General features: G+C 71.0%; 17 protein-coding genes and 2 pseudogenes. 10 read left to right on the forward strand and 9 right to left on the reverse strand.

The annotated features are described in order from the left end of the window. Nucleotides 1-184 precede the first annotated feature (184 nt). From crcB (K2224_RS12455) to crcB (K2224_RS12465), 3 genes are read left to right on the forward strand one after another with little or no spacing between them, the layout of a single operon-like run. Nucleotides 185-619, forward strand: coding sequence for a fluoride efflux transporter CrcB (crcB, locus tag K2224_RS12455; protein ID WP_221906630.1), 435 nt, complete (start codon nucleotides 185-187; stop codon nucleotides 617-619). Further along, nucleotides 616-1,017, forward strand: a complete 402-nt coding sequence (locus tag K2224_RS12460) for a DUF190 domain-containing protein (RefSeq protein ID WP_221906631.1) — start codon at nucleotides 616-618, stop codon at nucleotides 1,015-1,017. The genes crcB (K2224_RS12455) and K2224_RS12460 overlap by 4 nt, the downstream gene beginning before the upstream one ends. Further along, nucleotides 1,014-1,388: a fluoride efflux transporter CrcB gene (gene crcB, locus K2224_RS12465; protein ID WP_221906632.1), complete on the forward strand. Its 375-nt coding sequence runs from the start codon at nucleotides 1,014-1,016 to the stop codon at nucleotides 1,386-1,388. Before K2224_RS12460 ends, crcB (K2224_RS12465) begins: the two co-directional genes overlap by 4 nt. Nucleotides 1,389-1,623: 235 nt before the next feature. Here crcB (K2224_RS12465) and snpA read toward each other — a convergent pair whose 3' ends face one another. Next, on the reverse strand, nucleotides 1,624-2,286 hold the full coding sequence (gene snpA, locus K2224_RS12470) for a snapalysin (RefSeq protein WP_221906633.1): 663 nt from the start codon (nucleotides 2,284-2,286) through the stop codon (nucleotides 1,624-1,626). A 243-nt stretch (nucleotides 2,287-2,529) separates the two neighbouring features. Here snpA and K2224_RS12475 point away from each other — a divergent pair, with 243 nt between their 5' ends. Continuing rightward, on the forward strand, nucleotides 2,530-3,489 hold the full coding sequence (locus tag K2224_RS12475) for a LysR family transcriptional regulator (RefSeq protein WP_260692561.1): 960 nt from the start codon (nucleotides 2,530-2,532) through the stop codon (nucleotides 3,487-3,489). A 399-nt stretch (nucleotides 3,490-3,888) separates the two neighbouring features. On the opposite strand, the gene K2224_RS12480 is transcribed toward K2224_RS12475, so the two are convergent. Continuing rightward, nucleotides 3,889-4,371 (reverse strand): universal stress protein, encoded by a 483-nt coding sequence (locus K2224_RS12480; protein WP_221906634.1) that lies wholly within the window; start codon nucleotides 4,369-4,371, stop codon nucleotides 3,889-3,891. A gap of 5 nt (nucleotides 4,372-4,376) precedes the next feature. Beyond that, entirely contained in the window at nucleotides 4,377-5,633 is a 1,257-nt protein-coding gene (locus K2224_RS12485) for an SLC13 family permease (protein WP_221909624.1), read from the reverse strand. A 422-nt stretch (nucleotides 5,634-6,055) separates the two neighbouring features. Between K2224_RS12485 and K2224_RS12490 the strand changes: the two genes are divergently transcribed. Both K2224_RS12490 and K2224_RS41590 read left to right on the forward strand, forming a co-directional pair. Continuing rightward, complete coding sequence (locus tag K2224_RS12490; RefSeq protein WP_221906635.1) at nucleotides 6,056-7,315, forward strand: hypothetical protein; 1,260 nt, start codon at nucleotides 6,056-6,058, stop codon at nucleotides 7,313-7,315. Nucleotides 7,316-7,545: 230 nt separating this feature from the next. After that, entirely contained in the window at nucleotides 7,546-7,773 is a 228-nt protein-coding gene (locus tag K2224_RS41590; protein WP_221906636.1) for a hypothetical protein, read from the forward strand. Here K2224_RS41590 and K2224_RS40405 read toward each other — a convergent pair. Continuing rightward, nucleotides 7,710-7,880: pseudogene (locus K2224_RS40405) on the reverse strand (mobilization protein); the annotation flags it as partial. The gene K2224_RS41590 and the pseudogene K2224_RS40405 sit on opposite strands and share 64 nt — an antisense overlap. Nucleotide 7,881: 1 nt before the next feature. Between K2224_RS40405 and K2224_RS41350 the strand changes: the two are divergent. Next, nucleotides 7,882-8,693, forward strand: a pseudogene (locus K2224_RS41350) (tyrosine-type recombinase/integrase); the annotation flags it as partial. A 7-nt stretch (nucleotides 8,694-8,700) separates the two neighbouring features. Here K2224_RS41350 and sodN read toward each other — a convergent pair. Continuing rightward, nucleotides 8,701-9,096, reverse strand: a complete 396-nt coding sequence (gene sodN / locus K2224_RS12505; RefSeq protein ID WP_221906637.1) for a superoxide dismutase, Ni — start codon at nucleotides 9,094-9,096, stop codon at nucleotides 8,701-8,703. A 165-nt stretch (nucleotides 9,097-9,261) separates the two neighbouring features. Here sodN and sodX point away from each other — a divergent pair, with 165 nt between their 5' ends. Continuing rightward, on the forward strand, nucleotides 9,262-9,717 hold the full coding sequence (sodX, locus tag K2224_RS12510; RefSeq protein ID WP_221909626.1) for a nickel-type superoxide dismutase maturation protease: 456 nt from the start codon (nucleotides 9,262-9,264) through the stop codon (nucleotides 9,715-9,717). Here sodX and K2224_RS12515 read toward each other — a convergent pair. After that, nucleotides 9,630-10,250: a CGNR zinc finger domain-containing protein gene (locus tag K2224_RS12515; RefSeq protein ID WP_221906638.1), complete on the reverse strand. Its 621-nt coding sequence runs from the start codon at nucleotides 10,248-10,250 to the stop codon at nucleotides 9,630-9,632. The two genes, sodX and K2224_RS12515, sit on opposite strands and share 88 nt — an antisense overlap. A gap of 93 nt (nucleotides 10,251-10,343) precedes the next feature. Here K2224_RS12515 and K2224_RS12520 point away from each other — a divergent pair, with 93 nt between their 5' ends. Beyond that, on the forward strand, nucleotides 10,344-11,105 hold the full coding sequence (locus K2224_RS12520) for a trans-aconitate 2-methyltransferase (protein ID WP_221906639.1): 762 nt from the start codon (nucleotides 10,344-10,346) through the stop codon (nucleotides 11,103-11,105). 59 nt (nucleotides 11,106-11,164) lie between these two features. Here the strand turns inward: K2224_RS12520 and K2224_RS12525 are convergent, their stop codons facing one another. The 3 genes from K2224_RS12525 to K2224_RS12535 all read right to left on the reverse strand — a co-directional run bounded on the left by K2224_RS12525 (nucleotide 11,165) and on the right by K2224_RS12535 (nucleotide 14,035). Continuing rightward, nucleotides 11,165-11,917, reverse strand: coding sequence for an amino acid ABC transporter ATP-binding protein (locus tag K2224_RS12525; RefSeq protein ID WP_221909628.1), 753 nt, complete (start codon nucleotides 11,915-11,917; stop codon nucleotides 11,165-11,167). Nucleotides 11,918-12,030: 113 nt separating this feature from the next. Beyond that, nucleotides 12,031-12,969 carry an amino acid ABC transporter permease gene (locus K2224_RS12530; RefSeq protein ID WP_221906640.1) on the reverse strand — a complete coding sequence of 313 codons (939 nt, stop codon included), beginning with the start codon at nucleotides 12,967-12,969 and terminating at the stop codon, nucleotides 12,031-12,033. Between the two features lie 82 nt (nucleotides 12,970-13,051). Then, nucleotides 13,052-14,035, reverse strand: a complete 984-nt coding sequence (locus K2224_RS12535; RefSeq protein WP_221906641.1) for an ABC transporter substrate-binding protein — start codon at nucleotides 14,033-14,035, stop codon at nucleotides 13,052-13,054. 564 nt (nucleotides 14,036-14,599) lie between these two features. On the opposite strand from K2224_RS12535, the gene K2224_RS12540 reads away from it, so the two are divergent. After that, nucleotides 14,600-15,829 (forward strand): NADP-dependent malic enzyme, encoded by a 1,230-nt coding sequence (locus K2224_RS12540; protein WP_221906642.1) that lies wholly within the window; start codon nucleotides 14,600-14,602, stop codon nucleotides 15,827-15,829. Nucleotides 15,830-15,922: the final 93 nt, after the last annotated feature.

Below are 15,922 nucleotides of genomic sequence, written 5' to 3' on the forward strand. Positions count from 1 at the left end.
CGTCCGCCGGTGCCCGCCGACCGGGCACCTCGTTTTCTCCGGTGTCTCCACCAGCGATTCCACCGGTGATGGGAACATCCCATGTTTAGCGCTGTCAAATGGCGGGGCTTAGCCTGAGGGCGGTGACGCCCCTCGGCGGACGGACACGCAGACCTGGACACACAGACAGGGAGAGCCGCGGACGATGGACGAGCGAGCCCGCCGGCCGATGCCCTGGCAGGGCGAGTGGCCGGTGATCGGCGCGGTGGCCGTGGGCGGTGCCCTCGGCGCCGCCGCCCGCTACGGCGCCGGCCTGCTCCGGCCGACCGCCGACGCCGGCTTCCCCTGGACCACCCTCGTGATCAACGTGGTCGGCTGTGCGCTGATGGGCGTCCTGATGGTGCTGATCTCCGAGGTGTGGACCGCCCACCGGCTGCTCCGGCCGTTCCTGGGCACCGGCATCCTCGGCGGCTTCACCACCTTCTCCGCCTACGCCGTGGACGTCCAGCGCCTGGTGTCCGCCGGACGGCTGCCGCTCGCCCTGGCCTATCTCGCCGGCACCCTGATCGCCGCGATGGCGGCGGTGGCGCTGGCCGGGGCCGCCACCCGGGCGCTCCTCGGACTGCGGCGGCCGGCATGACCGATCGCGCGGCGCACACACCGGCGCCTCCCGCCGGCCGCCCGGCCCTGCGGATGACCGTCCTCGTCGGCGAGCAGGACGTCTGGCACCACCGGCCGCTCTACGCGGAGATCGTGCACCGCGCCCGCGCCGCGGGCCTGGCCGGGGCGAGCGTCTTCCGCGGCGTCGAGGGCTTCGGGGCGACCTCGCTGATCCACACCCAGCGGCTGCTGTCGCTCAGCGAGGAACTGCCGGTGGCGGTGGTCGTGGTGGACACCGAGGAGCGGGTGCGGGCGTTCCTGCCGCAGCTGTCCGAACTCCTCGCGGGCGGGGGACTGGTGACCCTCGACCCGTGCGAGATGATCGCGTTCCGGGGCCGGGCGGACCGTACCGCCGGCGGGGAGGACACACAGGGGTGAACTGGCTGCTCGTGGTGGCCGGTGCCATGGTCGGGGCACCGCTGCGCTTCCTCACCGACCGCTTCGTCCAGGCCCGGCACGACACCGTCCTCCCCTGGGGGACGTTCGCCGTCAACGTCGTCGGCAGCCTGATCCTCGGCCTGCTGACCGGCGCGGTCGCCGTCGGCGCCGCCGGCCCGCATGCCCAGCTGCTGATCGGCACCGGCCTGTGCGGGGCCCTGACGACGTACTCGACGTTCTCCTATGAGACCCTCAGGCTGGCCGTCGACGGGGCGCGCCGGTACGCCCTGCTCAACGTCGCGCTGAGCCTGCCGGCCGGACTGGCCGCCGCCTTCGCCGGCGTCGCCCTCGGCCGGGTCCTCTGGTCCTGACGCCGCGGTCCGCCACCGGGGCCGGCCCGACTGCCCGTACACACGCGAGCGGTGGGGCTCGGGAAGGAGCCCCACCGCAAGGGCGGACGTACGGAACGTCAGGGCTGGTGGGGGGTACGGAGCCGGCCGCCAGGTACCGGCTCCGTCAGCCCCGGACCGCCGCCTGCCCGGCCACCGTCAGCCCGGCCGGGGACGGCGGGCCGACCGCCGTGCCGCGTCCAGGGATCGGCCCGGGTCAGCTGCCGGAGCGGGCCCCGGCCAGGCCGTTCGCCCAGAGCTGGTCCACCTTGGCCCGCTCGTTGGCGTCCGGCTGGGTGTTCTGGCAGGACGGGCCGGGCCCGCCGCCGGACATCAGCTCGCTGCAGGGGCCCTCGTAGTGGTCCGGCAGGCCCAGTACGTGGCCGGTCTCGTGGGCGACCACGCGGACGGAGTTGTACTGCTGGGCCTGGCTGTGGTCGATGAAGACGAAGCCCTTGCCGTGGCCGTCGGTGCTGGCGTACGAACCGCGCGGGTCGTCGCCCTCCTTGTACTGGAAGTCGCCGCCGCTGCCCGCCTGGAGCTTGACGTTCTTGACGGCGCTGTTCCATATGGAGGCGCTCTGGGATATCTGGTCCGCGAAGGACGGTGCGGCGCTCGCGTCGTAGGTGACGGTCACCGACTTCAGGTTCGGGTCGGCCTTCAGCTTGGCCCTGGCCGACTTCATGACGGCGTCGAAGAACGCCTTGGTGTCCGCCTTCTCCTTCGCCGAACCGGTGTAGGCGGCGATCGAGGCGGGGGTGCTGTGGTGGGGGGTGGAGTGTGCGGCGGGGGAGGTCGCCGACACCGGTGCGGCCGCGGCGAGCGCGGCGGCGAGGCCCAGACCGAGCGCAGCCGACAGCGCCGTCTTGGGAGATCTCATGTGGGGGGCTCCTTAATTTCCGAGGGGCCGTACGGCCGCCGTGTGGGGCGGCGGCCGGGGCCCTGCGGATTTCTTGGTGCCGTTGAGTGTGGACGGAGTTCACCCGTGGGACGGAGATGCCAGGTGGCGATAGCCCGAACCAATACCCCTGGTGACGGCGGGCCAACGTGCTGGTGAAGAGCCGGAGTTCGAGCCGGCCGAAGAGTCTGGTGTCAGCCGCGCCCGCGCGTTTATGCTCCCCGCGTGGAGCTAGAGGTAAGGCATCTTCGCGCCCTGTGCGCCATCGCCGACACCGGCAGCGTGCGCAAGGCGGCCCGCCAGCTGGGGATGACGCAGCCTTCCTTGACGACCCAGCTCCACCGCATCGAGAAGGCCCTGGGCGGTCAGCTCTTCTTCCGTGAGCCGACCGGCAGCCGCCCCACCCCGCTCGGGCACTCCGTGCTCTGTCGCGCCCGGCCGATAGTGGCCGAGATGCGGGCACTTGTCGAGGACATCGCCTCGGTCTCGGTCAGGGAGGAGGGCACCCGGCTGCGGATCGGCAGCACCAACAGCCCGGCCGTCGCGGGCTGGTTGCGCCGGCTGCGCGCCCGACTGCCCGAGACCGACACCACGATACGTACCGATGTGTCCGCCAACGCCCTGCTCCACATGGTGGCGATGGGGCAGCTGGACGCGGCCTTCGTGCACGAGGTCGAGGGCGCCCCGCTGCGCGTCCCCGACGGCGTGGCGGAGTTCGAACTCCTCGCCCGGGAGCCGCAGTTCATCGCCCTGGCGGAGAACCACCCGGCGGCCGGGCGCAGCGTCGTCCGGGTGGCCGACCTGGCCACCGACCAGTGGATGGTCGATCCGACGGTGGACGGCGAGTGGGCCGGGCTGCGCCGCATCTGGGCCGCCGCCGGCATCAATCCCCGGGTGGTGCACGGCGACTACCTCACCGCCGTGGACCTCGTCATGGCCGGTGAGGTGGTCACCCCCTGCCAGCCCACCGCCCGCTCCCGCCCCGGCATGGCGATCCGCCCGCTGCACGGCGACCCGCTGGCGGTCCGGCTCTTCATGGCCTGTCGCGTGGACGGCCCGCCGGCCGCCTCCGCCCGCGACCTGTTCGTCGACCTCACCGCCGCGTACACGGAGATCGCCTGGGCCAGCGAGGCGTACCACGACTGGCTGGTCCGGCACGGCGGCATGCTGACCCCCGGCGGCTGAGGCGTCAGGGGCTTATAGCACGGGGCTATCGCCACCTGCGCGCCACGACCGCGCTCGGGCCGCGCAACGACCGCGCCCGGCCCGCCAGGGCCGCCGGGTTGCGGCGGATCGCGGACCGGGGACCAGGCGATCGGGAGGACCGCAGGTCGACGGCGTGGCGCCGGGCTCAGGCCCGGCGCGAGTGAGCCGGTTGCCGTCGGCCCCTGCGCCGTCGATGAACCAGTCGTAGATGAGCAACGCTGTGTCAGCCGCGGTCATCGGTCGGCGTCGTCCGACGCCCCGGCTGAGGAGGCGAAGCAGCTCACCAGCCCGATCGAGTCCGCCATGGGATGGGACGACGAGCAACAAAAGGAGAGCCAGCTCAGGTGACGTCTCCTACCAGCTGGAGTACTAGGAGTACTAGCGGCGGTGTGGAGGGACGGTGGCGGTGCTGGGCGCGGTCTCCGGCCAGACGAGGAGGACGGGGCAGGGGGCGTGGTCGACGATGAAGCGGCTGGTGGGGGCCAGGCTGCGGGGGCCGAGGTGGGTGCGGTCGCCGTCGCGGGCGAGGATCAGCAGGTCGGCGCCTTCTGCGGCGGCCACGACCTCGTGTTCGGCTCGGCCGGAGCGTTCCTGCCGGGTGCAGGGGCGTCCCAGTCGTGCGGCCGCGCTGGCCAGGAGTTGTTCGGCGGAGGCGGCGGCCAGGTGTTCCACGGCGGTGCCGGGGTCGCGGTCGGGGCGTGCGCGGCCCAGCAGTCCGGCGTAGGCGCCGTGCGCGGCGTCCGGCGCCTCGTGGCCGGTGACGTGGAGCAGCACCGTGTCGGCGCCCGCGGGCGCGTGGGTGCGTGCGGCGTCGACGCAGGCGGGCCAGGTGCCCTCGACGATCCAGGCGATGACGCTCACGGTGGTCAGCCTCCGATGGTTCGGAGTGAGGTCCACAGTGCCACCACCGCGAGCAGCAGGGCGGCCGGTACGGCGAGCAGGCCGAGGCGGGTGAACTCGCCCAGGGCCACGTCGGTGTCGTGTTCGCGCACGATGCGCCGCCACAGCAGGGTGGCCAGCGAGCCGGCGTAGGTGAGGTTCGGGCCGATGTTGACCCCGAGGAGGACGGCCAGGACGGCGCCGGGGCCGGTGGGGGCGGTCAGGGGGAGCAGGACCAGGACGGCGGGCAGGTTGTTGATGATGTTGGCCAGTACGGCTGCCAGGGCCGCGATGGCCAGGAGGGCCGGGAGGCTTGTGCCGCCGGGTACCAGGTGGCCCAGCGCGTCGGCGAGTCCGTTGTCGACCACGGCCCGGACCACGATGCCCAGGGCCAGGACGAAGGCGCAGAACGGCAGGGCGGCGGACCGGACGATCGCGGTGGGTGTGGTGCGGCGCCGGGCCAGTGCGCGGGCCGCCAGAACGGCCGCGCCCGCGGCGGCGGCCCAGGCCGGGTTGATGCCGACCGCCGAGGTCAACACGAAGCCCGCAAGGGTGCCCGCCACTGTCACCAGGGCGAACAGCGGCAGTTCGCGGCGTTCGTCGGTGGGCGGGGCCTGGGCGCCGGCGTCCAGGTCGGTGGCGAAGAAGCGGCGGATGACGACGTACTCGGCACCGATCGCGACCAGCCAGGGCAGCGCCATCAGGGCGGCGAAGCGGGTGAAGCTCAGGCCGCTGGCGGCGAACGCCAGCAGGTTGGTGAGATTGGAGACGGGCAGCAGCAGCGAGGCGGTGTTGGAGAGGTGGGTGCAGGCGTATACGTGCGGTTTGGCGCGGGCGCCCAGTCGGGCGGCGGTGGCGAACACCACCGGGGTCAGCAGCACCACCGTGGCGTCCAGGCTGAGCACCGCGGTGATCAGCGAGGCGATCACGAACACCAGCACCAGCAGACGACGGGGGCGGCCGGCCGCCCTGCGGGCCATCCAGGCGCCGCAGGCGTGGAACAGCCCTTCGTCGTCGCACAGCTGGGCCAGGACCAGGACGGCCGCGAGGAAGCCGATCACCGGGCCCAGCCGGACTGCCTCGACTGCCGCGTGGTCGAGGGAGATCGCGCCGGTGGCGATGACCACTCCGGCGGCAGGGACGGCCACGACCGCTTCCGGCCAGCCCCACGGCCGGATCACCGCACATGCCAACACCGCCAGGAGCAGGGCGACGGAGAGGGCTTCTGCGAGTGCGGTGTTCAGGGTCGGAGCCTTTCGGGGGATGCCGGTGGTGAAAGGTTGCGCCGGGTCGGCGGCGGCTGGCGTCGAGCACGTCGCGTTCGCGGGGAGCGTGCCGCACCGGTAAGTAGTAGAATGTTAAACTAGCAGGGTGTTGCCGACCTGGCGACCGGTGTCCAATGCGGCCGCATGCGCCCGACGTGTCTTCGAATCGATCGAGGGCGGGCCGCGAAAGCATCCCGTGAAGTGAGCGAAACGTGGAGGCCGCGTGAAATGTGGCCAACCTGATGGCCACTTGCACGCGCGTAGACCTCGCGTGACGCCGAGGCCCCGGCGGTGCGCGCCTGCCGTGTCGAGCCAGGCGTGAATGACTGAAAATTGAACTAATGGCCGACGGGCGCACTACGGTTTGCGGCGGTTGCTGTTCCACCGAGAGGAAACCCCTCATGACCGCCGCCGACAGTGCACCGATCACGGCCCGCGTCCTCACCGGCTACCGCCCGGAGGACGGCTTCGTGGCCGTGGAGCTGAACCCGCCCCCCGCCGAGTACGTCTGGCACGACGAAGACGCCGAGCAGCAAGAGGAGCGGTACGGCCCGGGCGTGGGATACCACCAGTGGTTGGCCATCGACGCGCAGAGCGGTGCGGTCTGGTTCGGGGACGTCGACTGGCGGGCCTCGCGCGAGCACCTGGAGCGCCAGCTCCCCGGTGTCCCGCGCAGCGCACTCGGCGACGGGACGCTGCCGGCGCCCGGCGTTCTCGTGTACCTGCTGACCCACCTGGCGCACGACGAGCAGCTCGGCTACTCCTGGCGCTTCTTCACCGCCGAGGAACTGCATGCGCTCGCGCTGCGCATACTGCCCGCCGTACAGCGGCTCGTGGACTCGATACACCGTACGGGACCGGCCGGCGAACTGGAGTGGTCCGCCGAGGCCGCCACCGCCTGGGACGACATCGAGCAGGCCGCCACCTACGCCTTCGCGCCCTCCGGAGCTGTGGTCTGGCCCAGGCTCCGGATGAGCCCGGTCCCCGCGTGGCGGGTCGAGGTCGACGCGTTCCTCGCGAGCAACCCCGACCTGTGCGACCCGTCCTGGGGAGTGGCCACCGACGCGGAACTGGAGGCTTACGCCGACTACCGGCCCGAGGCGGGCTACGGCGGTGTCCCGGGGCGGATGTGCCGCGCCGCCGACCGGCAGATCGAGGACGGTTTCACCTTCTACGGCCACCGCGCCGCCCTGTACGCCTATCGCGCCCAGGCGTGCGGCGACCGTACTCCTACGGAGGCCCGCCTCTGGCTGGAGGCGACGGAGGCCGGCAGGGGCACCTGGGAGGCGGCCAAGCCGCCCGGAGCCACTCTCGCCGATGTGCCGGACTGCGTGCTGGCGGCCCTGGCCGAACGCTTCCAGAGCGCCGCGCACGAGGAGGGGTTGGTCCTGACGGGCCTGCCCGCCTATCTTCGGCAGTTGCGCGCCGACGAACGGGCCGCCGTCGACCGACAGCTCGTCTACGAAGGCGAGGAGGTCGAACGTCTCGAAGGCATGCTCAAGGACTTCCGCGCCGCGCGGAACCGCACCGTGACCCGGATCCTGGCGTGGGCCGACGGCCGCGACGACGCGGAGATAGCCCGCCTGGCCTCCATCTCCCATGACTACGTCCGTGACTGGCGGGCCCGCCTGACCACCGAACGGGCCACGGCGACGCCTTAGGCGTGTGGTGAGCGGCGGCGCGGGCAGCGCAAAGGGCTCCGGCACAGGCGCGGCGGTATCGATGTCCCCTGCTACGGCGCTGGCTCGCCTATGTAGGGCAGTGCCCCCGGACGCGCCCATTGATCAAGCTACGTACCCGAGTTGAGGAGATCGGCGGGCGACCGACACCCATCGATCACGTTCTGCACCAGTCGCGCTGGCGCCGCAGACGTTCAGCTGAGGTGATCGAGATGCTGCCGCACGCCGTCGGCCAGGTCGGAGTAGAACGGAACTCGGGCAGCCGCCTGAAGGATTTCGGTGCAGGCGGTCAGTTCACCGACTCGGCCGGTGGGAGTGCCCAGGACGTGGGCGAACTCCTCGCGGACCCGTTCGGCAAGGTCCGGGATGGGGAGGTCTCGTCGCCTTCGGGGACGATGCCGGTGGCGGCGACGACGCGGCGGGAGACCTCGGCCCATTAGGCATCGGTCAGGTAGCGGTCACCCGGCGCGGTACGTAACGGACAGCGCCACATGTGCTGCGGTGGCTTCTTGCCGCCCGGCTCGCGCGTGCGCAGGTCGACGTGATGGCTTGGTCCCGGCAGCGTGCGCGACGTCTACGACGTCCTCGTCCGCGTCATGACGGCCGCTGTCGAGGACGAGGCCAAGGTGATCGTCACGAGCCCGTGCAAGCGGATCACGCTGCCGGCCATCTCGGACGAGGAGGCCACGCCGCCCACCGTCCCGCAGGTCGAGGCGATGGCCGGCGTCATGCCGCCGTACCTTCGAGCGGCGATCGTCGTGCCGGCCGGATCGGGGCTGCGCATTGGTGAGTTGCTCGGCCTGAAGTCTCGGGCGTCGACTTCAAGAGGGGTGCCATCCGCATCGAGCGGCAGCGGCCGCAGTCCGGCCTCGTCGGCCCGCCGAAGACCACCGAGTCCCGGCGCACCGTCCCGGTCGGAGAGGTCGTCACGGACGCCCTCCTCGCGCACCTCGCCGCTCGGCCCTCGAAGGAGTGGCTGTTCACGATGGAGGAGGGGGAGCCCCTCAACTACAGCCGCTGGAAGACCGAGTGGAAGTGCGCCCGCAAGGCGCCGCGGAAGGCGGAGAACGAGGCAGCCGAGCGCGAGGGGCGCCGGCCCGTCGAGCTGCCGCACATGGTGACGCACGACCTGAGGCGCTTCCATGCCTCCGCGCTCATCGCGGGAGGGGCCGGCATCAAGCAGGTCCAGCTCGTCCTCGGTCACGCGTCCGCCGTCATCACGCTGCGGATCTACGCCCACCTGTGGCCGGGTGAAGAAGACCGCACCCGGTCCGTCATGGACGCCGTGCTGGGCGGCCTGCGGACCGGGTGCGGACAGGGCGACGCTGCAAATAAGGAAATCGCAGCTCAGAGGGCATGATCCAAGATCAGGCCTTCTTGGTCTCCCAGAAGATCTTGTCGATCTGGGCGATCAGGTCCAGGGCCTTCTGGCCGGTGGCCGGGTCGTTCGAACCCTTGGCGGCGCTCAGGGCCTTGAGGGTGTCGTTGACCAGCTGGTGCAGCTCCGGGTACTTCTCGAAGTGCGGGGGCTTGAAGTAGTCGCTCCACAGCACCGAGACGTGGTGCTTGGCCAGCTCGGCCCGCTGCTCCTTGATCAGGACGGCGCGGGTGCGGAAGTCCGGGTTGTCGTTGGCCTGGTACTTCTCCTGGACGGCCTTGACCGACTCGGCCTCGATGCGGGCCTGGGCCGGGTCGTACACGCCGCAGGGCAGGTCGCAGTGGGCGCTGACCTTCACCTTGGGGGCGAACAGGCGGGAAAGCATGTTCAGTCCTTCCTCGTGATCGTCTTCTCACGTGCGAGATTACTCGGTGCGGGAAGGCTTTTCTCGGGTGCCCCGGGGGTCTTAGGGCAAAAGTCCGGTGCCGGGTCGGGACTGATGGAGGATGGTCCGGTGAACGTCGCACGGGGGCTGGACGGGGAGGTACGGATGCCGGAGCGGGTGCGCGAGCCGGAGCGGGAGGGCGGTGGCGGCGCGGAGCCGGTGCGGGGCGGGCCGCTGCGGGCGTTCGGGCTCGCGGAGGTCTACAACCCGTCGATGGTGCCCACGCTCCGGCCGGGCGACCAGCTGGTGGTCCGGTACGGGGCGGCGGTGCGTCCCGGCGACGTGGTCGTGCTGCGGCACCCGTTCCGCCAGGACCTGCTGATCGTCAAGCGTGCGGTGGAGCGGCGGGACGGCGGCTGGTGGGTGCGCGGCGACAACCCGTACGTGGAGAACGACAGTCGGGAGTTCGGGGCGGTCCCGGACGAGCTGGTGATCGCCCGGGCCTGGCTGCGGGTGCGGCCGCCGCGCGGCCTTCAGCGCTCGCCGCGGGCGGTGCTCGACTGGGGTGCCTGGGCGCTCTCGGCGGTGCGGCCGCTCTCCAGGCGCTTGCGGGCGCGGTAGGCGGCGACGTTGGCGCGGGTGGCGCAGCGGTCGGAGCAGTAGCGCCGGGAGCGGTTGGTCGAGGTGTCCAGGTAGGCGTTGCGGCAGGGCTTGGCCTCGCAGATGCCCAGCCGGTCCACGCCCAGCTCGGTGAGGTGGAAGGCCAGGCCCATGCAGGCGGTCGCGGTGAAGCCGGCGGTGGCGTTGGCGGCGTGGTCGGCGATGTGCATGTGCCACTTGGGGCGCCCGTCGTCATCACGGAACTCGTGGCCGGAGATCTGCGGGCTGACCGGGAACTCCATCATCAGCGCGTTCAGCAGGTCGACGGCGAGCACCTCGTCGCCGCGGTCGGCGGCCTCGAAGACCGCGCGGAGCCGGGAGCGGACGGTGCGCAGCCGCGTCACATCGCTCTCGGTGGCCCGCCGGGCGGCCTGCTGGGCGGGACCGAAGAGCTCGCGGACCGCCTCGACCGACGTCAGTGTGTCCCCGCCGCGCTCGGGCTGCTCGGTGTTGACCAGCCGCACGGCATAGTCCGAGTAATAGGCCAGTTCCACTTGTAGTCCTTACGGCGCGCGTCTAGGGTGCGAGTACCCACCTGCGTAATGGGTGTTGTCAGTACGAGGGTATTACGGGCCGGAGGGATTGTGATGACCGAGACCGTTGTCGGCGGGGACTGGCAGGCGTGGCAGGAGAGTTGGGACCGGCAACAGGAGTGGTACATGCCCGACCGCGAGGAGCGGTTCCGGGTGATGCTGGACATGGTCGAGGCGCTGGTGGGCCCCGAGCCGCGGGTGCTCGATCTGGCATGCGGTACGGGCAGTATCTCCGACCGGCTGCTGAAGAGGTTCCCGAAGGCGATAAGCGTGGGGGTGGACCTCGATCCCGCGCTGCTGGCCATCGCCGAGGGCCACTTCGAGCACGAGCCGCGGGTGCGCTTCGTCCGCGCCGACCTCAAGGACCCGGCGTGGCCGGAAAAGCTCCCCCACGACTCCTACGACGCGGTGCTCACCGCCACCGCGCTGCACTGGCTGCACTCCCCGCAGCTGCGGACGCTGTACGGGCAGCTGGGCGGCCTCGTCCGGGACGGCGGGGTGTTCCTCAACGCCGACCACATGCCCGACGACACCACCCCGCGGATCAACGCCGCCGAGCGGGAGTTCCGGCACGCCCGGATGGCGCGGGCCAAGGAGACCGGCGCGGTGGACTGGGCCGAGTGGTGGCGGCTGGCCGGCGCCGACCCGCGCCTGGCCGGGCCGACCGCCGAGCGCTTCGAGATCTACGGCGAGCACGCCGACGGGGACACGCCGGCCGTGCAGTGGCACGTCGGGGCGCTGCGCGAGGCCGGCTTCGCGGAGGTGCGCCCGGTGTGGGCCTCGCCGACGGACAGCCTCGTCCTGGCGCTGAAGTAGCGCCCGGCGCACGCGGCGGGGGGGGGACCGCGAGGGTGCCGCCCACCGCGCCGCCGCGGTCAGAGGACCTTGGACAGGAACGACTGGGTCCGCTCGTGCCGGGGGTTGGTGAGGACGTCGCGGGGATGGCCGGATTCGACCACCACGCCGTCGTCCATGAAGACCAGCGAGTCGCCGACCTCGCGGGCGAAGCCCATCTCGTGGGTCACCACGACCATCGTCATGCCGTCGGCCGCCAGGTCCTTCATGACGTCCAGGACGTCGCCGACCAGCTCCGGGTCGAGGGCCGAGGTCGGCTCGTCGAAGAGCATCAGCTTCGGCTCCATGGCCAGCGCCCGGGCGATCGCCACCCGCTGCTGCTGGCCGCCGGAGAGCTGCGAGGGGTAGTTGCCGGCCTTGTCGCCCAGCCCGACCCGCTCCAGCAGCGCCGCCGCCCGGTCCCGCGCGGCCGTTTTGGACTCGCCCTTGACCTGGACCGGCGCCTCCATGATGTTCTCCAGCGCGGTCATGTGCGGGAAGAGGTTGAAGCGCTGGAAGACCATGCCGATGTCCCGGCGGCGGGCGGCGACCTCGCGGTCGCGCAGCTCGTAGAGCTTGCCGTGCTGCTCGCGGTAGCCGACCAGTTCGCCGTCGACCGACAGCCGGCCGGCGTTGATCTTCTCCAGGTGGTTGATGCACCGCAGGAACGTCGACTTGCCGGAACCGGACGGGCCGATCAGGCAGAAGACCTCACCGGGCGCGACCTCCAGGTCGATGCCCTTGAGGATGTGCGCGGTGCCGAAGGACTTGTGGACGCCCTCGGCCTTGACCATCGGGACGACGGCCTCGCCGGAACCGGTTTCCGCGGCCGGGCCGGTGCCCTCGTTCGCGCCCTTGTCCGTGGCCTTGTCCGTGCTGTTGTCCGTGCTGTTGTTCTTGCTCGTGCTCATGCCGCACCTCCGGCGCGGTTCGGGCCGGCCAGCTTCGCCCTGAGGCGCTGGAACGGGGTGGGCGGAAGCTGGCGGCTGGAGCCGCGGGCGTAGTAGCGCTCCAGGTAGTACTGGCCGATGCTGAGCACCGTCGTCGCGATCAGGTACCAGGCGGCGGCCAGGATCAGCATCTCGACCACCACACCGGAGTCCCGGCCGACGTTCTGCGCGGCCTGCAGCAGGTCGTAGTACTGGACGGCGATGACCAGGGAGGAGGTCTTGAGCATGTTGATGACCTCGTTGCCGGTCGGCGGCACGATCACCCGCATCGCCTGCGGCACGACGATCCGGCGCAGCGTCTTGCCGTGGCTCATGCCCAGCGCGTGCGCCGCCTCGGTCTGGCCCTCGTCGACGGCGTTCAGGCCGGCCCGGCAGATCTCGGCCATGTACGCGGCCTCGTTGAGGCCGAGGCCCAGCAGCGCGCACAGGAACGGGGTCATGAAGTCCGACCACTCGTCCTTGTAGATCGGCATGATGTCGATGTACTGGAAGACCAGGCCGAGGTTGAACCACAGGAAGAGCTGGACGTAGACCGGGGTGCCGCGGAAGAACCAGATGTAGAACCACGACACCGACTTGGTCACCGGGTTCTTGGACTGCCGCATGACCGCCAGGATCACGCCCAGCACGATGCCGATCACCATCGACAGCACGGTGATCCACAGGGTGTTGCGCAGGCCCTTGAGGATGTCCGCGTTGAACATGTACTCCGGTATCGCGCCCCAGTTGACCTTCCCGGAGGCGAAGGCCCGGACGAGCAGGACCAGCAGCCCGATGACGACGAGCGCGGCGACCCAGCGCCCGTAGTGGCGGACCGGTATGGCTTTGATGGGCTCGGGCTGGGTCGGCGGAGCGGCCGCCGGCGGCTCGGCCGGCTTGTCGACGTCAACTGACACGGAGAAAAGCCTTTCAGCGTGTGACGGGAGAGGCGTGGGGGGCCGCGCGGAGCGCGCCGGCGGGACGGAACCGGGCGCCGGCTCAGGTACCGCCGTTGATCTGCACTTCCTTGACCGCGGCGTCCTTGACGTTCCACTTGGCCAGGACGCCGTCGTATGCGTGGTTCTTGATCACCAGCTCCACGGCCGCCTTGATCGCGTCGCGCAGCTGCGCCTGCCCCTTGGGGACGGCGATGCCGTAGGGCGCCGCCTTGAGCGGGGCGCCGCCGACCATCTGGAAGTCGTTGCCGCCGCCGGAGACCTTCACCGCGTAGGCCGCGACCGGGTAGTCGCTGGAGACCGCGTCCACCCCGCCGGTCCGCAGCCGGGTCTGGGCCTCGGAGTCGTTGTCGAACGCCTCGATGGAGATCGGCTGCTGGCCGCCGTCCTCACATGCCTTGGACTTGTCCTTGGCCAGGTCGTGGGAGACGGTGCCGCGCTGCACGGCGAGTTTCTTGCCGCACATGGCCTCCCAGCCGTCGATGCCCTTGGTCTTGCCCTTCTGGGTGTAGAGCGAGACACCGACGTTGAGGTAATCCACGAAATCGACGCCGTCACCGATCTTCTTGCCGGTGGTGGAGTCGATGCCCTCCTGCCGGTCCTTGGTGTCCGTCATCGCCGACATCGCGATGTCGTAGCGCTTGGACTTCAGGCCGCCCATGAGGGTGTCGAAAGTGGCGTTGTTGAAATTGAGCTTGATGCCCAATTCCTTGCCGATCGCCGCCCCGAGATCCGGATCGATGCCCTCCACCGCGCCGTTCGAGCGGAACTCCACCGGCTTGTACGTGATGTCCGAGCCGACCTGGAGCATCGCCTTGTCCTGGACGTCCTTGGGGAGTCTGTTGAACAGCGGGGCGTGCGGATTCCGGTTCTTGGCCGCCTCCCGTCGGGCGATGGCCGCGTCCGTCTGGTCACCGCAGGCGCTGAGCAGCAGCAGCGATGCGGTGACCGTGGCTATCGCGGCGGCGGTCCGTACGGACCTGCCGGACCTGCCGGCCGCCGCGCGACGGGTGGTGTCTGCGGTCATGCGGATCCTCCTGCGGGTGGGTAACCGACGTGCCAGTGTGGGCAGTCGACGTGCTGGTGAGAAGGGGGTGGGCACACACCTTTGGGCACCTTTGGGCGTCGCGCCCTCGGTCGGTGACGGGAATCTTGCCATCCGGGCTCCGGTATTCGGACTGCCGTTCAGGTCAAAATCGCATAACGGACGGAGAGTGGCGCTTCCCGGTCTTGCGGCAGAAGGGAAATCGCGGTCCGGCGGCACGGCGGGACGTTCCGTGAGCGGGGCCGCGTCTCGGAATTCGGACAGTCCTGGGGGATCTCCGGCGTTTTCCGCCAATCCGTCGCTATTGTCGGAGCCTTGTACCGGCAGGTAACGAATCTGACTCGTCGCCGCGCGCGCCCGTCCGGTAGAAAGGTTCGTTACACCCCTCATCCGGGGCTCAGGGCGCGTGTGCGGCGCGCCCGGCGTCCGTACCTCCCCCCGCGCGGCGGCCATCCGCTGCGCAGGGCACGGGCGCGGTGCCCGCCCACTCCTCAACCAGGGAGTGGTCAACCCTCAACAGATTTACGACAAAGGGGTCAGAGAACAGTGGCAGCGGAGATCGTCAATCCTCGCAGCGACAGCGAGACGGGCACGGAGGGCGGAGCGGACGGCACGTCCGACGAACTCTTCGACCCGGCCTTCGCGCTGCATCGCGGCGGCAAGATGGCCGTCCAGGCAACGGTGCCGGTGAGGGACAAGGACGACCTGTCCCTCGCGTACACGCCGGGCGTCGCCAAGGTGTGCAGCGCCATCGCCGAGCGGCCCGAGCTCGTGCACGACTACACATGGAAGTCCCAGGTCGTGGCCGTGGTCACGGACGGCACCGCGGTGCTGGGCCTGGGCGACATCGGCCCGGAGGCATCCCTTCCAGTGATGGAGGGCAAGGCCATCCTCTTCAAGCAGTTCGGCGGTGTGGACGCGGTGCCGATCGCGCTCGCGACCACCGACACCGACGAGATCGTGGACACCGTCGTCCGCCTCGCGCCCTCCTTCGGCGGCGTCAACCTGGAGGACATCTCGGCGCCCCGGTGCTTCGAGATCGAGCGCAAGCTCAAGGAGCGCCTGGACATCCCGGTCTTCCACGACGACCAGCACGGCACCGCGGTGGTCACCCTCGCCGCGCTGCGCAACGCCGCCAAGCTCACCGACCGGTCGCTGGGCGAGCTGCGGGCGGTCATCTCGGGCGCCGGCGCGGCCGGGGTCGCCATCGCCAAGATCCTCGTCGAGGCGGGCATCGGCGACGTGGCGGTCTGCGACCGCAAGGGCGTCGTCTCCGCCGACCGCGGCGACCTCACGGACGTCAAGCGCGAGTTGGCCGGCTTCACCAACAAGGCGGGCCTGAGCGGCTCCCTGGAGGACGCGCTGGACGGCGCCGACGTCTTCATCGGCGTCTCCGGCGGCACGGTGCCGGAGGAGGCGGTGGCGAAGATGGCGAAGAACTCGATGATCTTCGCGATGGCCAACCCCAACCCGGAGATCCACCCGGACGTCGCCCACAAGTACGCCGCGGTGGTCGCCACCGGGCGCAGCGACTTCCCCAACCAGATCAACAACGTGCTGGCCTTCCCCGGCATCTTCGCCGGCGCGATGCAGGTGCGCGCCTCGCAGATCACCGAGGGCATGAAGCTCGCCGCCGCGGAGGCGCTGGCCGCCGTCGTCGCCGACGAGCTGAGCGCGGAGAAGGTCATCCCCTCGCCGTTCGACGAGCGGGTCGCCCCGGCCGTCACCGCGGCCGTCGCGGCCGCCGCCCGTGCGGAGGGCGTCGCCCGGCGCTGACCTCGTCCCGCCGTACATCGCCGACGGGCCGGACCGGCACCCCCGCGGGTGCGGGCCCGGCCCGTCGGGCATCTGCGGCGAGGGCCGGAAAAA

The sequence above is a fragment of the Streptomyces sp. BHT-5-2 genome (genome assembly GCF_019774615.1).
Taxonomy (GTDB): Bacteria; Actinomycetota; Actinomycetes; order Streptomycetales; family Streptomycetaceae; genus Streptomyces.